This window comes from Pseudomonas tehranensis (assembly GCF_014268615.1).
GTDB classification, from domain to species: domain Bacteria; phylum Pseudomonadota; class Gammaproteobacteria; order Pseudomonadales; family Pseudomonadaceae; genus Aquipseudomonas; species Aquipseudomonas tehranensis.
Genome location: NZ_JABWQV010000099.1, coordinates 1 through 17110, shown reverse-complemented (window position 1 = coordinate 17110; position 17110 = coordinate 1). Strand labels below are relative to the sequence as shown.

Annotated in this window: 17 protein-coding genes; 8 read left to right on the top strand and 9 right to left on the bottom strand. The window is 62.4% G+C overall.

Annotation, left to right across the window (positions count from 1 at the left end):
- Positions 1–30 precede the first annotated feature (30 nt).
- Positions 31–729, bottom strand: coding sequence for an orotidine-5'-phosphate decarboxylase (gene pyrF, locus HU811_RS15675; RefSeq protein WP_160893102.1), 699 nt, complete (start codon positions 727–729; stop codon positions 31–33).
- A 287-nt stretch (positions 730–1016) separates the two neighbouring features.
- Here pyrF and HU811_RS15670 point away from each other — a divergent pair, with 287 nt between their 5' ends.
- The 3 genes from HU811_RS15670 to xopAW all read left to right on the top strand — a co-directional run bounded on the left by HU811_RS15670 (position 1017) and on the right by xopAW (position 3476).
- Positions 1017–1775 (top strand): response regulator, encoded by a 759-nt coding sequence (locus HU811_RS15670; protein WP_092458675.1) that lies wholly within the window; start codon positions 1017–1019, stop codon positions 1773–1775.
- The gene (locus tag HU811_RS15665) at positions 1775–2818 is read left to right on the top strand and encodes a sensor histidine kinase (RefSeq protein ID WP_092400123.1); all 1044 of its coding nucleotides are present in this window, start codon (positions 1775–1777) and stop codon (positions 2816–2818) included. Before HU811_RS15670 ends, HU811_RS15665 begins: the two co-directional genes overlap by 1 nt.
- Positions 2819–2963: 145 nt before the next feature.
- Positions 2964–3476, top strand: coding sequence for a XopAW family type III secretion system calcium-binding effector (gene xopAW / locus HU811_RS15660; RefSeq protein ID WP_186656815.1), 513 nt, complete (start codon positions 2964–2966; stop codon positions 3474–3476).
- An 80-nt stretch (positions 3477–3556) separates the two neighbouring features.
- Here xopAW and HU811_RS15655 read toward each other — a convergent pair whose 3' ends face one another.
- The 8 genes from HU811_RS15655 to HU811_RS15620 form a co-directional block, all read right to left on the bottom strand.
- The gene (locus HU811_RS15655) at positions 3557–4594 is read right to left on the bottom strand and encodes an AI-2E family transporter (RefSeq protein ID WP_092400127.1); all 1038 of its coding nucleotides are present in this window, start codon (positions 4592–4594) and stop codon (positions 3557–3559) included.
- A gap of 62 nt (positions 4595–4656) precedes the next feature.
- Entirely contained in the window at positions 4657–5463 is an 807-nt protein-coding gene (locus HU811_RS15650) for a DUF4892 domain-containing protein (protein WP_186656817.1), read from the bottom strand.
- Between the two features lie 143 nt (positions 5464–5606).
- Positions 5607–6458, bottom strand: a complete 852-nt coding sequence (locus HU811_RS15645; RefSeq protein WP_092458669.1) for an alpha/beta hydrolase — start codon at positions 6456–6458, stop codon at positions 5607–5609.
- A complete protein-coding gene (locus HU811_RS15640) occupies positions 6455–7249 on the bottom strand; it encodes an alpha/beta fold hydrolase (protein ID WP_186656813.1) in 795 nt (264 codons plus the stop codon). The genes HU811_RS15645 and HU811_RS15640 overlap by 4 nt, the downstream gene beginning before the upstream one ends.
- A 275-nt stretch (positions 7250–7524) precedes the next feature.
- On the bottom strand, positions 7525–7968 hold the full coding sequence (locus HU811_RS15635; protein ID WP_092400133.1) for a hotdog fold thioesterase: 444 nt from the start codon (positions 7966–7968) through the stop codon (positions 7525–7527).
- A 37-nt stretch (positions 7969–8005) separates the two neighbouring features.
- Complete coding sequence (gene sixA, locus HU811_RS15630) at positions 8006–8458, bottom strand: phosphohistidine phosphatase SixA (RefSeq protein WP_186656811.1); 453 nt, start codon at positions 8456–8458, stop codon at positions 8006–8008.
- Positions 8455–8802 carry a DUF4389 domain-containing protein gene (locus HU811_RS15625; protein WP_092400137.1) on the bottom strand — a complete coding sequence of 116 codons (348 nt, stop codon included), beginning with the start codon at positions 8800–8802 and terminating at the stop codon, positions 8455–8457. Before HU811_RS15625 ends, sixA begins: the two co-directional genes overlap by 4 nt.
- A gap of 30 nt (positions 8803–8832) precedes the next feature.
- A complete protein-coding gene (locus HU811_RS15620) occupies positions 8833–9858 on the bottom strand; it encodes an NAD(P)H-dependent glycerol-3-phosphate dehydrogenase (protein ID WP_092400139.1) in 1026 nt (341 codons plus the stop codon).
- Positions 9859–10058: 200 nt separating this feature from the next.
- Between HU811_RS15620 and HU811_RS15615 the strand changes: the two genes are divergently transcribed.
- The 5 genes from HU811_RS15615 (at position 10059) to fabB (ending at position 17015) form a co-directional block, all read left to right on the top strand.
- Positions 10059–12182 carry a TonB-dependent receptor plug domain-containing protein gene (locus HU811_RS15615; protein WP_186656807.1) on the top strand — a complete coding sequence of 708 codons (2124 nt, stop codon included), beginning with the start codon at positions 10059–10061 and terminating at the stop codon, positions 12180–12182.
- The gene (locus HU811_RS15610) at positions 12183–13115 is read left to right on the top strand and encodes an ABC transporter substrate-binding protein (RefSeq protein ID WP_186656806.1); all 933 of its coding nucleotides are present in this window, start codon (positions 12183–12185) and stop codon (positions 13113–13115) included. It abuts the gene before it with no gap.
- The gene (locus HU811_RS15605; protein ID WP_186656805.1) at positions 13112–15019 is read left to right on the top strand and encodes an ATP-binding protein; all 1908 of its coding nucleotides are present in this window, start codon (positions 13112–13114) and stop codon (positions 15017–15019) included. The genes HU811_RS15610 and HU811_RS15605 overlap by 4 nt, the downstream gene beginning before the upstream one ends.
- A gap of 248 nt (positions 15020–15267) precedes the next feature.
- Positions 15268–15783, top strand: coding sequence for a 3-hydroxyacyl-[acyl-carrier-protein] dehydratase FabA (gene fabA, locus HU811_RS15600; RefSeq protein WP_047230338.1), 516 nt, complete (start codon positions 15268–15270; stop codon positions 15781–15783).
- 11 nt (positions 15784–15794) lie between these two features.
- A complete protein-coding gene (fabB, locus tag HU811_RS15595; protein ID WP_092400145.1) occupies positions 15795–17015 on the top strand; it encodes a beta-ketoacyl-ACP synthase I in 1221 nt (406 codons plus the stop codon).
- Positions 17016–17110: the final 95 nt, after the last annotated feature.

Sequence of the window (17110 nt, the reverse complement as noted above, 5' to 3'; positions counted from 1 at the left end):
CGCGAGCAAGCCCGCCCCCACAAGGGATCTTCAGGCCAGTTCGGCGACTACGGCCGCCAGTGCCTTGGCCGGATCAGCCGCCTGGCTGATCGGTCGGCCGATCACCAGGTAGTCGGAACCGGCATCCAGTGCCTGACGCGGGGTCAGGATGCGGCGTTGATCGTCCTGGGCACTGCCCGCCGGACGAATCCCCGGGGTCACCAGTTGCAGCGACGGGTGCGCCGCTTTCAGGGCGCTGGCCTCCAGGGCCGAGCAGACCAGACCGTCCAGGCCAGCCTTCTGCGCCAGCGCCGCCAGGCGCAGCACCTGTTCCTGAGGCTCGATATCCAGGCCGATACCTGCCAGGTCCTCGCGCTCCATGCTGGTCAGCACGGTCACGCCGATCAGCAACGGTTTCGGGCCGCTGCGCTGATCCAGCACTTCGCGGCAGGCCGCCATCATGCGCAGGCCGCCGGAGCAATGCACGTTGACCATCCATACGCCCATTTCAGCAGCCGCCTTGACGGCCATGGCAGTGGTATTGGGAATATCGTGGAATTTCAAATCCAGGAATACTTCGAAACCCTTGTCACGCAGGGTCCCGACAATTTCCGAAGCGCAACTGGTGAACAGCTCCTTGCCGACTTTGACCCGGCACAGCTTGGGGTCCAACTGATCGGCCAGCTTCAGGGCGGCGTCACGGGTAGGGAAATCCAAGGCAACGATGATGGGCGTCTGGCAGGCGGACATGAGCGGGCTCTCAGGCAAGTCGAAATCGGCGCGCAGTGTAGCGCAAGAGGCGCCCGTGCGGGACCCGGTGATCGGTAAATCATCAGCGAGCCCGAGCAGCACGGACGATGCCGGCCGTTGTGTCGAAGTCGATACATTCATGACATGTGTGCAACACGCCTGCACGCTACCCTGCGCCGCACCCCGTCCTTTCAGCGCTTTGCGCCTCGCGGCCCGAAGCCTATGCTGGAGCCACTACCTCGCCGCCTTCTTTGTGGTTGGCAGCTTACCTGGCAGATGATGCACCCATGCAGAACACCCCTGTTGCAAATTCTGACGATCAAAAAGCGTCCGACGATGACAAGCGCTGGAGTACCCGGGCGTTGATCGTCGATGACGATGTGCCGATCCGCGAGCTGCTGATCGACTACCTGGCCCGTTTCAACATACGCGCCAGCGGCGTGACCGATGGCGCGGCCATGCGCCGGGCGATGCAGGCCGAGCGCTTCGACGTGGTTGTGCTCGACCTGATGCTGCCGGGTGAAGACGGCTTGCAATTGTGTCGCTGGCTGCGCGCCGAATCGGACATCCCGATCCTGATGCTCACCGCCCGGTGCGAACCCACCGACCGTATCATCGGTCTGGAACTGGGCGCCGACGACTATATGGCCAAGCCCTTCGAACCCAGGGAACTGGTGGCGCGGATCCAGACGATTCTGCGTCGGGTACGCGACGACCGCACCGAACAACGGGCCAATATTCGCTTCGATAACTGGCGACTCAACAGCGTACTGCGCCAACTGATCTCCGCCGACGGGCTGGTGGTGCCGCTGTCCAATGCCGAGTTCCGGCTGCTTTGGGTGTTCATCGAACGACCGCGCCGGGTACTGAGCCGCGAACAGTTGCTGGATGCCGCGCGTGGGCGCTCCATCGAGGCGTTCGACCGCAGCATCGATCTGCTGGTCTCGCGCCTGCGCCAGAAACTGGGTGACGACCCCAAGGCACCGCAACTGATCAAGACCGTGCGCGGTGAAGGCTACCTGTTCGACGCCCGGGACATCGGCTGATGCGCTTGCGCCTCGACACCTTGTTCGGCCGCCTGTTTGGCGTGCTGTTATTGGCGATCGTCCTGGCGCACCTGTTGGCCTTTGCCTGGTTTTCTCAATACGACAAACCGCCTTTGGGGCCACCCCCCGAATTTTCCCGGCAAGGCCAGCAAACTCCGCCCATGGGGACCCCGCCCAACCGCCCTCCGCGCCCTTGGTTCGGTGGGCCGGTGGTACCGCTGACGTTTCAGTTTGTGTGCCTGATCGTCGCCGCCTGGTACGGCGCCAAACTGCTGACCCGGCCCATCCAGCGCCTGAGCGATGCGGCCGAACGCCTGAGTGAAAACCTCGACAGCCCACCGTTGGAGGAAACCGGCCCCCGGGAGGCCCGCCAGGCTGCCCATACGTTCAATCTCATGCAACAGCGAATTCGCGAGCAGGTGCAGCAGCGTTCGCGCATGCTCGGCGCGGTGTCTCATGATCTGCGCACTCCGCTTTCACGGCTCAAGCTGCGCCTGGAACAGATCGATGACATCAAGCTGCAGGGCCAGATGCGCCAGGACCTGAACGATATGATTGGCATGCTCGACGCCACCCTCACCTACTTGCACGAGCAACGCACCAGCGAAGCGCTGCAATGGATGGACGTGCAAGCGTTGGTGGAGTCGCTGAGCGAAAACGCCCAGGACCAGGGTGCCGACGTGCAAACCAGCGGTGGCTGCGCGCCGTTGCGGGTGCAGCCGATGGCGTTGCGCTCGTGTATCAACAACCTCATGGACAATGCCTTGCGCTACGCCGGCCATGCATTGATTGCGCTGCAAGACCAACGCGACCAGGTAGTGATTCGGGTGATCGATCACGGCCCCGGGATTGCGGCGGATAAGCGCGAAGCGGTGTTCGAGCCCTTCTATCGCCTGGAAGGCTCACGCAACCGCAACTCCGGCGGTGTCGGCCTGGGCATGACCATCGCCCGGGAAGCCGCCGAACGCTTGGGCGGGCAGTTGAGCCTGGAAGAAACGCCGGGGGGTGGATTGACGGCAGTGATCCGCTTGCCGCGCGCCTGAAACAACCTCAATCCCATGTGGGAGCCGCGCCGGGGGCTGAGTTTGTACACCCGCCGGTACAAACTCCACACACCCACGACAACTGCCCCGCCGACGCTGCATAAGCCGGTGCACCCACCGGCATTCCAGCCCAAGGAGAGCGCCCATGATCGGTAGCGTCAGCAGTTACTCGCCCTATACCAGTACCAGCAGCACCACGACCAGCAGTGCCCGTAGCCAGCAGTTTCAAAAGGAGTTGCTCAGCAAGCTCGACAGCAACGCCGACGGCTCGATCGATCAGGATGAATTGAGCACTGCCCTGTCGCAAAAGAGTGACGACGGCATCCTGGTCAGCCTGAGCGATAATTTCAGCGACCTGGACAGCGACAGCAGCGGGGACCTGAGCAGTGATGAGTTGGCCGCGATGGCACCACCGCCTCCGCCACCGCCACAACAGGCCTCCGGTGAGGCATTGCTCAGCCTGCTCGACGCCGATGCTCAGAACAGCCTCGACACCCGCGAACAGACCAGCGCGTTGCAGGCCAACCGCAACAGCGACAGCTCCACCGAGCAGCCCCATGTCAGTGAAGCGTTGAACAGGATGATCGCCAACCTCAGCCGACAATACTCACTGGATGATGTCGCCCCCGTGGGGAAATACCTGAACGTGGCCACTTGATTGACCCGCAAGCCTGGCCTTTCGGAGCCGGGCTTGCCTGCCTGGATCAAAGCCCGTTTGTGCTGGACTCAGGCGTGGGATTATCGCGCCTGACTCTTGCTCCAGTCCGTCAGCAAGCTGTAGGCCACCGCCAGCAGGGTCGGGCCGATGAACAGCCCGATGAAACCGAAGGCAATCAAGCCACCGAACACCCCCAGCAACACGATCACCAACGGCAGGTTTCCGCCACGGCTGATCAGGTAGGGTTTGAGCACGTTGTCCACACCGCTGATGATGAAGGTGCCCCAGATCCCCAGGAACACCGCCATCCCGTATTCGCCCTTCCAGGCCAGCCACGCCGTGGCGGGGATCCAGACCAGAGGCGGCCCCATGGGAATCAGGCTGAGCAGGAAGGTGACGATGCCCAGTACCAACGCCCCCGGTACGCCGGCGATCAGGAAACCGATCAGCGCCAGCACCGCCTGGGCCGCTGCGGTGCCGATCACGCCGTTGACCACACGCTGCACCGTACCGGCCACCAGTTCGATGTAGTAACCGGCACGGTCGCCAATCAGGCGTTCCAGCAACTTGTGCACGAACACCGCCAAGCGCGGGCCGTCACGGTAGAAAAAGAATACGAACACAATGCTCAGGGTCAGTTCGAGAATGCCACCGCCGATTTGGGCACTGCGAGCCAGCAGCCAGTTGCCGACCTGCCCCAGGTAAGGCCTGACGGACACCATCATGGCCGCACCCTGCTGATCGATGCTGTTCCAGATGCCCACCAACCGCCCGCCCACCAGCGGTACACCCGCCAACCATACCGGGGCATCGGGCAGCCCATCGACCTGCACATTCTTGATAAATGCCGTGGCATCGCGCACATGGTCGGCCAGGTTGAAGCCCAGCCACACCAGCGGCACCGCCACCAGCACCATCCAGCCCACGGTCAGCAATGCCGCCGCCAGCGATTCGCGACCATTGACCCAGCGGGTCAGCAGGCGCATCAGTGGCCAACTGGCAAACGCCAGCACCGCGCCCCAGAACAGCGCCGACCAGAACGGCGCCATTACCCAGAAGCTTGCACCGAACAACACCAGGAGCAGGATCTGCACCAACAGCCGATCGTTATTGAGCATGTCAGGTCTCGAAATAAAAACAGGGCCGGGATGACGGCGTGAAGCGCATCACCCGAAACAGCTTAACGCAGCAGCTCAAGATGCAGGCCCGCCGCATCGCCCCTGGCGGCCTCCATTCGCGCCGCCCGGACACCCTGGTCAATCAATGCTTGCCGCCAGGCCTCGGCCTGGGGTCCGGCGACAGTGACGCGAAGGCCCGTGTCCAGGTTCAGCGCCCGGGACAGCAGGCGCAACCAGGTGTCGTCCGGTTCGCCGACCAGACGCGGCAAGTCCAGCACGCCGGTATCCTTGAGCTGGCGCAACAGCGTGGCCGATGTGGGCAGCAGGTTCCCCAGCGAGGCGTTTGCCTCGAACTGTTCGACGTGCAGGTAGGCCTTGCGATTGCCGCGAGTAATGCCATACAGCGCAATCAGCGTGTTGTCCGCCGGCGGCGCCAGGCGCAGCAGCAGGTAAGCCTGACCGTTATCGGCGCCGTAGAGCTTGGCATTGCCGAACACTTCGTTGGCCCACAGGCTGCTTTCGCCGCAATCGCGGGCCTGGCACCAGAACAACAGTTGCGCGTCCTGCTTCTGCAAGGCTTCGCGGGCGGCGGTAAAGGCCTGGGTGGCGGAGTGTTCCGGCGGCAGTTCATAGGTCACCGACGTGGTGTTGCCACGGGCATCGACCTGCCCATCGAAGCGCAACTGGCCGCTGATCCTGCGGATCGAACCCAGGGGATAAATCCGCTCCAGGTCAGTGGTTTGCCGGTAATCGACAATTTGCGCGTCGGGCATGCGGGGCACCCGCTCCAGGTCCCGACTGCCGGAAACATCGGCGGCAAACGACGCCGGGCTGAAGCAGGCCAGCGTAAGCAAGGCGAGTGAATGAATGGATATTTTCATCGGATCGGCATGGCCTGGGTCTCTGGGGTGAGGCCGGTGCCATCTATGCGCTGCGAGGCCGCTAAACAGAGATCTGTCATGGTTGTCTCCCTTTTTCAACCCGCCCAGCCTCGACAGTTGCCAGGCGCAAGTCAAGAAACGGTGAAGAACCGATTGAAACAGTCTGCTACAAGCGCCGCGCCAGCCTCGTCGTTCAGGTGCAAATGATGACCGCCGGGCAATCGTTCATGACTGAAGGGTAGACGCTCCAGCAACTCGGGGTGGCGGGCAAGCATGCCGTCGGCAGCCACCACCAAGTGCGCGGGGCAAGCGATCCGCGCCACGAAGGCCATGGCCTGCTCATCGGTCAGGCGTAGCGGCGATGGCAAGGTCAGGCGATTGTCGGTGCGCCAGGTGTAGCCTCCCGGCACCGGCATCAGGCCGCGCTGGGCTAGTAACTCGGCGGCTTCGCGGCTGACCGCCACCAGCCCTTTCATGCGGGCCTCAATGGCCCGGTCGAGGGTTTTGTAGACCGGCTTTCGTTTCTGTTGCAAATCCAGCTGCGCCTGCAGAGCCATGCCCATGCGTTCGGCGGCGTTTTCGCCTTTGTCCGTGGGAGGGATCACCCCGTCGATCAGCCCCAGGTGCGTGACCCGTTCGGGCAAGGCGCCGGCGAGCACCAGCGAGACGATCGCGCCCATGGAATGCCCCAGCAGGGCGAAACGCGCCAGGCCCAGTTGTTCGGCGACTTGCAGTACATCATGGGCATAATCCCACAGGGCATAGCCGGCACCGGGCGGACGATGCCCGGAGTGACCGTGACCGGCCATGTCCAAGGCAATGACCCGCAGGCCCTCAAGCCGGGGGGCCAGTCGGGCGAAGCTGTTGGCGTTGTCCAGCCAGCCGTGCAAGGCGATCACTGGCCGGCCATCCTCCGGCCCGAACAGGTGGGCCGCCAGTTCAATGTGCGGCAGGCTCAGACGGACTTCTTCAACCCCACTCATAAGCTGCGCCCTTCCCAGCGCTCAAAGAGGTCCTTGAGCAGTCTGGCCGTGTCCTGCGGACGTTCCAGGGGAAACATGTGGCCGCCGGGCATGCTCAGGGATTCGCCATGGGGCATACGGCCCACCGAGCGGGTGTGATGGCGCATCACCACGCGACTCTGCCGGCCGCGCACCACCGCCAGCGGCACTTTGAGCATACGGACCCGGCCGGGACTGGTGTGCGGCACGCCGCGGTAAATACTGATTTCCGTGGCCGGATCGAAGCGCAGCCGCAAGCGGTCGCCGACTGGCTGCAAGCCATGTTGCAGGTAGGCGTCGAAGCATTCCGGGTCAAACCCGCGGAACAGCGTCTTGGCGGAAAAATACTGCCGGGCCGACTCCAGGTCAGCGAACTCTTCACGCCGCCCCAACGTCCGTCCCGCCGGAGTCAGACGATCGATGAACCCCAGGCGCTTGGCGGCCAGGATCACCCACTGATCGGCGCGGGTCAGCACTGGTGAATCGAGCATGACCACGCCACGATACAACTGGGGGCAGCGCAATGCGGCATGCAGATGCAGAACGCCACCCAGGGAATGGCCGACGCCCCACACCGGTTCAGGTTGTTGTTCCAGGTGATGGATGAGCTCGTCCACCAGGTTGTGCCAGTTATCGTCCGCCGGAAACCGCGGGTCATGACCGTGCAATTCGAGATGCGCGACCTCGTACTGCGGCGCCAGCGCGGCGAACAACTTGCCGTAAGTGGCCGAGGGAAAACCATTGGCGTGGGCGAAAAACACCTGTTGCGACATGACCGTGGATCCATGGGGAAACTGGGACCGATTGTCCGCACATCCCGGCGGCGCGGCAATGACCGTAACTGACAGCAATGGTGACAGGCACGGCTGGGTTATGAACCCGGCCCCATGCAAGAAGACGCGGCCCCCTGTAGGAGCTGTCGAGTGCAGCGAGGCTGCGATCTTTTCCCAGGCAACTGAGGCGAGAGTGAACGCTCATGGATCAGGATCAAAAAATCGCAGCCTGCGGCAGCTCCTACAGGGAAGGCGCCGCATGGTCCAACCAGGCTTCAGCGCGCCGGCGGCTGTTCGCCCAGCGGCACCACGGCCATGGTCAGGCGCGACACACAGTTGACCTTGCCTTCGTCGTTGGTCAGGCGGATGTCCCAGACCTGGGTGGTGCGGCCCAGGTGGACCATCCGGGCCGTGGCTGTGACCCGACCGCTGCGCACACCGCGCAGGTGGTTGGCATTGATTTCCAGGCCCACGCAATAGAACTTGCTGGTGTCCACGCACAGATAGGCCGCCATGGACCCGACCGTTTCAGCCAGCACCACCGATGCACCGCCATGCAACAGGCCGAATGGCTGGTGGGTGCGGTGATCGACCACCATGCTGGCGGTCAGGGACTCGTCGTCGAAAGATTCGAAACGAATGTCCAGCACTTCGCTGATGGTGTTTTTACCGGCGGCGTTCAGTTGCTCGATGTTGGGGGTGGTGCGCCACAGACTCATCGTTGCCTTTCCTTTGAGATTTTCAGGGTGCTCAATCTTAGGGGCGCTTGATGCCCTTGAGCGTCATAGACCCAGCCAAGGGCAGATCGCCCTCCAGCTCCGCCAGCCCGGCCGTTTGTACCTGTTCTGGTTGTTGCAAGTGCCCATGCTGCAGAAAGCCCAAGAGACTGCCCACCAGCGGGTTATGGCTGACCAGCAGCACATCATCCTGATCCTTGAGGTGTTCCAGGACGGTTTGCGGCCGGGTTTCTGGCGTAAGCCAGTCAACCGTGATCAGCGCCGGCTCGAAACCCAACGCTTCACGCACCAGTTGCGCGGTCTGCTGTGCTCGCACATACGGGCTGGCGTAGATGGCCCGTAAAGGCTCACCCATCAACCGGCCGGCGCTGCGCAGCACCTCTTCACGGCCATGGAGGGTCAGGGTTCGCTCGGGATCAGGCCGGGCGCCATGGGGCTCGGCCTCACCATGACGCAATACCCAAAGTTTCATAGTTTCGGCTCCTCGTCCCGAACCGGATGCGGGGCCGGAGCCACGGCGTGAGGCGTTTCACCTTCCGGCGTGCGCGGGGTTGGCCAGTCAGCGAATGGCCAGGGTTTCTGGTCGCTATGAAAAGTGCCGAAACGGCCGATCTGCGCCAGGAACTGGCTCAGGCTGTCACCAAAGTTCATCAGGCTGGCACTGGGCGCGCCATAGATCAGCCGGTAGATCAGTTGCACCAGCACCACGGCGCCCAGGATGAATTGCGCCACCTGCCACACCAGCAGGTAAATCACCATCCACAACACACGCAGCAGGATGGATTCGTATCGTGCCTGCTCTTTTGGATCGTTCATGGTTTGCTCCCGCTTCTGATCAATAGAGGCTCAGTTGAAGCCACTGGTGGAAATGAAATCGACGTCGGTCTTGGGTTCGCCGCGCATCAACAGTTCGATCACCTGTTCCAGCGTGCGCCCTTCGAACAGAATCGCATGCAGCCCCGCGACCAGTGGCATGTAGACCCCGGACTCCTGAGACTTGGCCTTGAGCACCTTGAGCGTATTGACCCCTTCGGCCACTTCACCCAGGCGCGACACAGCCTCGTCCAGGCTCAACCCCTGACCGAGGGCGAAGCCGACCTGATAGTTGCGGCTTTTGGGCGAGGAACAGGTGACGATCAAATCGCCGACCCCGGCCAACCCCAGGAAAGTCATGGGATTGGCGCCCTGGCTGACGGCAAAACGGGTCATTTCCGCCAGCGCCCGGGTGATCAGCATGCTCTTGGTGTTCTCCCCCATGCCCAGCGCCACCGCCATGCCGGCGATGATTGCATAGACGTTCTTCAGCGCCCCGCCCAGTTCCACTCCGAAACGGTCGGCACTGGCGTAGACCCGAAAGGTGCGGCCATGCAGCGCGGCCTGGACCCGCTGGCACAGTTCTTCGTCTTCACTGGCGACCACGGTGGCGGTCAGCGCATGCTCGGCGATCTCGCGCGCCAGATTCGGCCCGGAAATCACGCCGATTCGAGCCTTTGGGGCGATTTCTTCGAGAATCTCGCTCATCAGCTTGAAGGTCTGGGCTTCGATCCCCTTGGTCAGGCTCACCAGCAGTTTGCCGCTCAAGCGTTCGGCATGGGGCGCCAGCACCGCCCGCAGGGCACTGGACGGCAAGGCGACGAAAAACAGGTCGCAGTCCTGCAAGGTGGCCTGCAAGTCAGTCACCGGTTCAACTTCAGGGCGGATCTTGATGCCCTTGAGGTAACGCGGGTTCTCGCGATTGACCCGGATGGCCTCGGCCTGCTCCGGGTCACGCATCCATTGGCGCACCGGGTGGCCGTTCTCGGCCAGCAGATTGGCCACGGCGGTACCGAAACTCCCGCCCCCCAGGACCGCAATCGGGCGCTGTTCAGTCATATGCAATCCGTTCATCCATACCAAGTGGCAATGCCGGGCATTATACGGAGCGGCCACACCGCGACCAGCCCCGACTACAATTACCGGCAGTTGTAGGAAGCTGACCATCAATTCCTAGGAAAATGCTGTCAACGTGAATGGAAAAGTCGCTCACCTCGGTTAACATGCCCGCCATCCTTTCCCTAATCAAAGGCTGTGTCGTGTCCGTTGGCCCCTCCCGTTCAGGCTCGTCGCTACTATTGGCGCTGTTCATCAGCCCGCCAGTGCTGGCCCACGACCTGTTTGTCGACAGCCAGCCCCTGCCCCAAGTGTTGACCGCTACGCGCCTGAAGCAATCGCCGGCGGCGGTCCCCGGCAGCATGACCGTGTTGGACAGCGAATTGATCAAGGCCAGTGGCGCCCGGGACATCAGCGAACTGCTGCGCCTGGTGCCGGGCATGATGGTCGGCAATATCAGCGGTAACCAGGCCGCCGTGAACTACCACGGCACCAACGCCACCGAAGCCCGGCGCATGCAGGTGCTGATCGATGGCCGTTCGGTGTATCGCGCCGGCCTGGCCACGGTGGACTGGAGCGATATTCCAGTGGCCATGGAGGACATCGAGCGGATCGAAGTTTTCCGCGGCCCCAACACCGTCAGCTACGGCGCCAATGCACTGATGGCGGTGGTCAATATCATCACCCGCGCGCCGGCCGACAGCCACGGCACCCGCCTGAAAATCACCCGGGGCCAGCGTGGCATCAGCGACTGGTACGCCAGCCAGGGCAGCGGTTGGGAGGGCGGTGACCTGCGGCTGTCACTGTCCGGCCAGGAAGACGACGGCTTTGACAGCAACCGCAACGGCGCCGATTACCGCGACAGTCGACGCTTGAACCGTTTCAACCTGTCCGTCAGCCAGACCCTGAACGAACAACAGAGCATCGACTGGCAACTGAACGCCAAGGACGGGACCAATCAGCGACCTTATACCTACCGCCCAGTGTTCGCCGGGATTACGGCCGCCGGGGATAACTCCGACGTCGTCGCCAAGGACTACGCCGGTTCGCTGCGCTGGAACCTGGACCTGAACCCCAACCACAGCCTTTATGTACAAGGCTCGGTCCAGCACTGGGATCGCCAGCAGACCTGGCGCGCCTGCGATGCCGAGGTCTCCTTCAGCCCGCAGTTGACCGATCTGTGGCTGCTCAACCCTAACTACGCCGAGAAGCTGGCGCGCAATATTCCCAGCTTCACCGGCACCGGTGCGCCGCCCGGCACCCCGCAGGAACAGGCGCTGGCCAATCAGGTGCTCGATCAATGGCGCAACGGCGCCTCGCAAACCTTGTGCGGCGATATCGACCAGAGCGCCCGTGAGTCGCGCTACGACCTGGAGATCCAGGACACCCTGAGCCTGTCCGACAGCCTGCGACTGGTCACCGGGGCAAACTATCGCTACGACCGGGCCGACTCCGAGACGTACTTCAACGGCACGCTGGACGACACCACCTGGCGCTTGTTCGGCCAACTGGAGTGGCGGGCCAGCGAACATTGGTTGGTACAGGGCGGTGCGATGTTCGAAGACACCCACCTGACCGGCAGCTCGCTGACGCCGCGGGTGGCGGTCAACTACCTGATCACACCACGCCATGGCCTGCGGGCGGTGTACTCCGAGGCAGTGCGCTCGCCGGACATGTTCGAGAACAATGTCAATTGGAGTTATCAGGTCACCAACCTCAAGCCCACCGCCTTCGGTCAGAGCAGTGCCCGTTATTTTGTCCAGACCAGAGGGCCGGGGAACCTGGACCAGGAGCACATGCGCTCCCGGGAACTGGGCTACAACGGTTATTTCATGAACCTGGGGCTGACCGTCGATGTGAAGCTGTTCCATGACGAAATCACCGGCATGATCAGCGAACCCCTGCGCAACAATCAGTACATTGCCAGCAACGCCAATGAGTCACAGTTTTCCGGGGCCGAAACCCAGTTCGACTGGCGCATCACCAGCGCCGACCGCCTGCGCCTGACCTATGCCTACGTCGATGCCCTGGCCAGCAACGCCCTCGACGAACAGCCGACCGCCCGCAATAGCGGTTCGGCCGGCTGGTTGCGGGACTGGGGCCGAGGCTGGAACAGTGCGGTGTTCTATTATGGCGCCGACGACCTTAACGGCTATCGCTTTGAACGAATCGACACCCGCCTGGCCAAGCGCATTCCTTTGGGCAAGGCCAACCTGGAACTGGCGGGCATCCTGCAACAGCGCCTCGACAATCAGCCCACCACGTTTGTCGACAACCGCTATGACTCCCGTCACGTGCTGTATTTCACTGCGGAGTTGTCGTTCTAGATGTTGCGGGGTCGATCGCGCAAGACGCCCTTTCGTGGCCGCCTGCCGCTGGCGCTGTGCCTGGTGTTTGCCGGTTGGCTGGCAACGATCCAGGTCCGGGCGGCCGAGATTGTACTGACCGGCGTCCATAACAGCCCAGGGGTGCAGTCTTTCACTCAGGCCCTCAAGGCCCTGCGTCCCGAGGACGAGGTCAGGTTTACTCCTCTGGCCAGCCTGCCCGCGCCCGGCAAACTACCGCGTAATGTTCGCCTGGTCTTGCTTGACCTGCCCAGCCTCGACTGGCGTCTGCAGGAAACCCAGGGGCCGGCCACCCTGGTATTGCGAATCAGCCGCCAACAAGCTCGGGACCGCCTGGGCGAGACAACCCCCGATCACCTGAGCCTGTTGTGGAGCGATCCGCCGCTGGCGCGGCAATTGCGCCTGATTCGCGCGATCCTTCCGCAAATAAGCAGGGTCGGCGTGCTGTTCGACGGGCACAGCGAGTTCCTGCTCAAGGAAATCCGCCAGGCAGCGACCCCGTTGGGACTGGAAATCGTGAGTGAACGCTGGGACGACACCAGTGACAGCCGCCCTCTGCAAAAACTGCTGAGCCACAGCGATGTGTTGTTGGGGCTCGACGACCCCGATCTGTACAACCCCAAGACGGTAAAGAATCTGTTGCTCAGCAGCTACGCCCGGCAACGTGCGCTGATCGGGCCCAACGCCGCCTTCGTCAAGGCCGGCAGCCTGGCCAGCACCTACAGCGACCAGGAGGATTGGCTGGCAATTCTCGACGATTTGCTTGACCGCCCCGCCGCCACCTGGCCCCGCACCCTGTATCCGGCCCGCTTCAAAGTCCTGAGCAACCAGCAGGTCGCCCGTTCACTGGGGATCGAGCCGATTGACGCCGAATCCGTCGCTGCACAGCTGGCCGAAGGAGAACCACGCCCATGACCTTGCGTCGCCGCTGGGACATCAATACCCGCACCCAGCTTATCGCCCTCGGCCCGGCCTTGCTGCTGACGGTGCTGTTGATCAGCTTCTTTACCTTCGTGCGAATCCAGGACCTGCGCCAGGAACTCAACCACACCGGGCAGTTGATCGCCAACCAACTGGCCCCAGCCACGGAATATGGGGTGATTTCGGGCAATAACGAGGTGCTGGAAAGCCTGCTCACCGCCACCCTGGCCACACCTCATGTGCGTTTCCTGGAGGTGCAGGACAGCTCGGACCGGGTAGTGGTGTATGTCGAACAGCCCGCGCAAAGCCGCAATCACTCCCAGCAAATCGAGGTTTTCCAGGCGCCGGTTCGCCTGCAGCGCATTGCCTTGAACAATGATTTCCTGCAAGGCAACAGCACGACCATCGAGGCCCCCAGTGAGGATTACTTGGGCCGGGTGATCGTCGGCATGTCCAGTGACGCCTTCAGCCAGCGACAGCAGGAAATTCTTCTCAAGGCCGCGATCCTGGCGCTGTTCGCCCTGCTGTTCACCTTCCTGGTGGCGCGTCGCCTGGCGTCCAACCTGTCCCGGCCGATCCGCGACATCGGCAACGCAGTCATGGCGATCCAGCAAGGCGACTACGGCACGCCGCTGCCCATCGTCGACGATGCCGAACTGGGGGCCTTGTCACGGCATATCAACAATCTGGCCGACGGTCTCGAGCAAGCCAGCCGTGAACAGCACCAGGCCATGGCGCAGTTGATCAAAACCCGGGAAGAAGCAGAAAAGGCCAACAGCGCCAAGTCCGAGTTCCTGGCGATGATGAGCCATGAACTGCGCACCCCCATGAACGGTGTACTGGGCATGCTGCAACTGCTGGAAACCACCGACATGACGGAGGAGCAGTTCGAGTACACGGCGCTGGCCAGCGAATCCACCGAGCACCTGCTGAAGGTCATCAACGACATCCTCGACTTCTCGCGCATCGAACGCTCGGCCCTGGAGCTGGAACACATCCCGTTCAATCTGGCGGAGCTGGTTGCCAGTTGCGCCCAGTCGTTCCAGCACAGCGCCGCGCAACGCAAGCTGGGCCTGGACCTGCTGATCCCTGATGACATGCAGGCTTTGCAGGTGCAAGGCGACCCGACGCGGATCCGGCAGATCCTGGTCAACCTGATCGGCAATGCCCTGAAATTCACCGAACAAGGCCGCGTCACCGTGCAATGCCAGTGGCAGGCACTGGATCACGAACTCCTGTGGTTTACCTGCACGGTGCGCGACAGTGGCATCGGGATTGCGACCGAAAGCCTGGAGCGCATGTTCGATGCCTTCCAGCAAGCCGACAGTTCGATTTCCCGGCGCTACGGTGGCACCGGCCTGGGGCTGCCGATTGCCCGCACCCTGGCTGAGCGCATGGGGGGCACATTGCGCGCCCAAAGCGAAGAAGGCCAGGGTTCGGTGTTTACCCTGGAGATCCCTCTGGCCCTGTCGCAAAAGGCACCGATAGCCCTGGCGCCAAAGCTCCCCGACGGCATCGGCAGCGGTCATGGCGAGGGCCGCAACGTGCTGCTGGTAGAAGACAATCCGGTGAACCAGACCGTGATTGAAGCCATGCTGCGCAGCCTGGGCTTCACCGTCAGCATCGCCGCCGACGGCGCCCAGGCCATCCGCAGTGCCGAAAGTCTGATTTTCGAGGCGATTCTGATGGATTGCCGGTTGCCCATCATCGATGGCTACGAAGCCACGCGACAGATCCGCCAGTTACCCGGCTGCGCCGAGGTGCCCATCATTGCCCTGACGGCCAATGCGCTACAGGGCGATCGCGAAGCCTGTCTCGCGGCGGGCATGAACGATTACCTGGCCAAACCGTTCAAAAGAGCTGATCTGCAGCAAATTCTGCAGCGCTGGGTGCGTTAGTGCAGGCGTTTAGACCATCTGCGACTGGCGTGAAAGGCGAAAGTGCGGCAGTCTTAAGCACCCGAACAAGTCCCGATTGGGGCTTGAATAAAAATTTCAGTGCACAGGTGTACATTCATTTCCCGTGTGCTGTGACTTTCACTACAACGCAATAGTCTATGAGTAGGCTGTCGATTCGAGGCATGAACGCTTCGATCGGCCGGGAAGATTTGCCCCACCCTGCCGCATGGGACTATTGAGGAGCTCGCATGACCAAACAAAACGCCTTTACTCGGGAAGACCTGCTGCGCTGCAGTCGCGGTGAGCTGTTCGGCCCAGGTAACGCGCAACTGCCCGCCCCGAACATGCTGATGGTGGATCGCATCACCCATATCAGCGAAGAGGGTGGCAAGTACGGCAAAGGTGAATTGGTCGCCGAGCTGGACATCACTCCTGACCTGTGGTTTTTCGCCTGCCACTTCGAAGGTGATCCGGTGATGCCGGGCTGCCTGGGCCTGGATGCCATGTGGCAATTGGTCGGTTTCTTCCTCGGCTGGCAAGGCCTGCCGGGTCGCGGTCGCGCCCTGGGTTCGGGCGAAGTGAAGTTCTTCGGTCAGGTTCTGCCGAGCGCGAAGAAGATTACCTATAACATTCATATCAAACGCGTCCTCAAGGGCAAGCTGAACATGGCCATTGCCGATGGTTCAGTGGCTGTGGATGGTCGCGAGATCTACACCGCCGAAGGCCTTCGGGTCGGCGTTTTCACCTCCACTGACAACTTCTAAGGGTTATCCGCATGCGCCGCGTCGTTATCACTGGTCTGGGCATCGTTTCGTGCCTGGGCAATGACAAAGAGACCGTCTCCGCTAACCTGCGTGCAAGTCGCCCTGGCATCCGGTTCAATCCGGAATATGCCGAAATGGGTCTGCGTAGCCAGGTTTCCGGCTCCATTGACCTTCCCCTCGAAGAGCTGATCGATCGCAAGATCTACCGTTTCGTCGGCCATGCGGCGGCTTACGCCTACCTGGCCATGAAGGACGCCATCGCTGACTCCGGCCTGACCGAAGAGCAGGTGTCCAACCCGCGCACCGGCCTGATCGCCGGTTCCGGTGGTGCCTCGACCTTGAACCAGATGGAAGCGCTGGACATCCTGCGCGAAAAAGGCGTCAAGCGCGTCGGCCCGTACCGCGTCACGCGGACCATGAGCAGCACCGTTTCCGCCTGCCTGGCCACGCCATTCAAGATCAAGGGCCTGAACTACTCCATCGCCTCTGCCTGCGCCACCAGTGCACACTGCATCGGTACTGCCATGGAGCAGATCCAGATGGGCAAGCAGGACATCGTATTCGCCGGCGGCGGCGAAGAAGAACACTGGAGCCAGTCGTTCCTGTTCGACGCCATGGGCGCCCTGTCCAGCAAGCGCAACGACACCCCGGAAAAAGCTTCCCGCGCCTACGATGCCGACCGTGACGGCTTCGTCATTGCTGGCGGTGGCGGCATGGTGGTGGTCGAGGAGCTGGAACACGCTCTGGCCCGTGGCGCGAAAATCTACGCGGAAATCGTCGGCTACGGCGCCACTTCCGATGGCTACGACATGGTCGCCCCAAGCGGCGAAGGCGCCATCCGCTGCATGCAGATGGCTATGTCCACCGTTGACACACCTATCGACTACCTGAACACCCACGGCACTTCGACCCCGGTCGGTGACGTCGCGGAAATGAAAGGCGTGCGCGAAGTGTTCGGTGCCAACGCCCCGGCCATCAGCTCCACCAAGAGCCTGTCGGGTCACTCCCTGGGCGCCGCGGGCGTTCACGAAGCGATCTACTGCATGTTGATGATGGAAGGCAACTTCATCGCCGGTTCGGCCAATATCGACGAACTGGACCCGGAAGTGGCCGACCTGCCGATCCTGACCAAGACTCGCGAAGACGCCAAAATCGACACCGTAATGAGCAACAGCTTTGGTTTCGGCGGCACCAACGCCACGCTGGTGCTGAAGCGCTGGCAGGGCGCGTAGGAGCTGCCGCAGGCTGCGATCTTTTAAGCGAAAGATCGCAGGCTTGGCCAGCGCCTACCATCAATAAAAACGCCCCGACTGGTTCGGGGCGTTTT